Here is a 1,480-nt window from a genome sequence, read left to right on the forward strand (position 1 = left end):
CGTCTGGAAGGAGAGGCAGAGCATCTGTCAGCCGATGGCATCCAGGTAATCGGAACGACCTATGTCGGCGGCCTGATTGGCATAACCAAGGATCCGGCAGGATCCCTCACTTATTATGGGTATCGTCTGGGCCGGCGTACGGCTGAGAGTGACGAGGATCCGGCTTACCGTGGTGCCAGAACCGGAACGAACAAGGATGCAGTCGGCAGTGAGATCATCCGCAATAGAATTAAAGGTTATCAATATGTCGGCGGTCTGTTCGGATATCAGGGCCAGAGCACAGAAAATATTATCTACTGTGAGATTTATAACAGTGATATAGAATGCAATTATGAGAGTGCAGGTTCTTACGCCGGTGGAGGCAGCTGGAACTATCCGAAATATCTCATCAGCGAGGATAATAAGGTTTCCTCCATGATGAATTGTGCCGGTGGTGTATCTGGTGAAGTGGGAGATGGCTATAATATGCTGATCAACCACGTGACGGTCAGCGGCTCAGATTATATCGGCGGTGTTTACGGAAAATATCCGAACACGAATACCAATAGCGCATTGGTTGAGAATTCCTCAATCAGCGGTTCCAGCTATGTGGGAGGATATTCCGGTTATCAGAATCCAAATTATACAAGTAGATTTACCAATATTGGTGTGTACAAGACTGAAATTAAAGCAACAGGAAACTATGCCGGAGGCCTCTTCGGAATGGTACGGCCGCATTCTATCCAAAAGTGTTTTGTCAGTAAGGTGGATGTTTCGGCGAATGCCTATGCCGGTGGTCTGGTGGGAGATCTTTACTGCGGAGATATTTTTGGAAATATTATCAATGCGAATGTAACAGCAACACTTGGAGCCGGTGGTGTGTCCGGAAGAATGTTCAGTTTGGGATACTTTGCATCTGCACCAAGTTCCTATCCGGACACCCGGGTAAAACGGACGATTGTAACAGGTACAGTTTCCGCATCTTCCGATCGTGCCGGCGGTCTGACCGGAGAGTTTGTACGTGGTGATGACCGATACAGTGCAGATGGTGTTTTGATTACAGAAGCACCAGAGGAGATGACTCCGGATCGCTTCAAAGCGAATCTGCTGGCGCTGACATCGGTTTCCAGCGGCAGTACATCTGTTGGCTGGATGGACTTCAATACAAGCACCGGTTTAGCAGATGCAGGGCAGATGGACAGTTCCTATATCTGGGACGGTATGAAGCTGATTCGAAATTCAGCGGAAAGTCTGGCCGGAAATGCCTTTAAGGACACTGAGCTACAGACAAAGACAGGACTTGCTCTGACAACATCTGCGAAGATGGCTCTCTCAGGTTCAAATAATGAGAGTCCGTACCATAACATCACCAGTCCGGATATGTCCTACTGGTCTGAGGAAGACTTAGAAAAGGGCATTATGCCTTACTCAAAAGCAACTGACGGGCTGGAGATTCTTAAGAGTGAGACAGAGTCTATCGAGGGGAAAGGCACTCTTTCCA

At 48.2% G+C, this 1,480-nt stretch carries 1 protein-coding gene; it reads left to right on the forward strand.

Annotated elements, in window-relative coordinates; genetic code table 11:
- The coding region (locus tag QVO97_RS08205) for a hypothetical protein (RefSeq protein WP_288189394.1) at positions 1 to 1,480 on the forward strand (1,480 nt) is incomplete at both ends.

The organism is Clostridium sp. CAG:43, assembly GCF_000434655.1.
GTDB lineage: Bacteria > Bacillota > Clostridia > Lachnospirales > Lachnospiraceae > Otoolea > Otoolea fessa.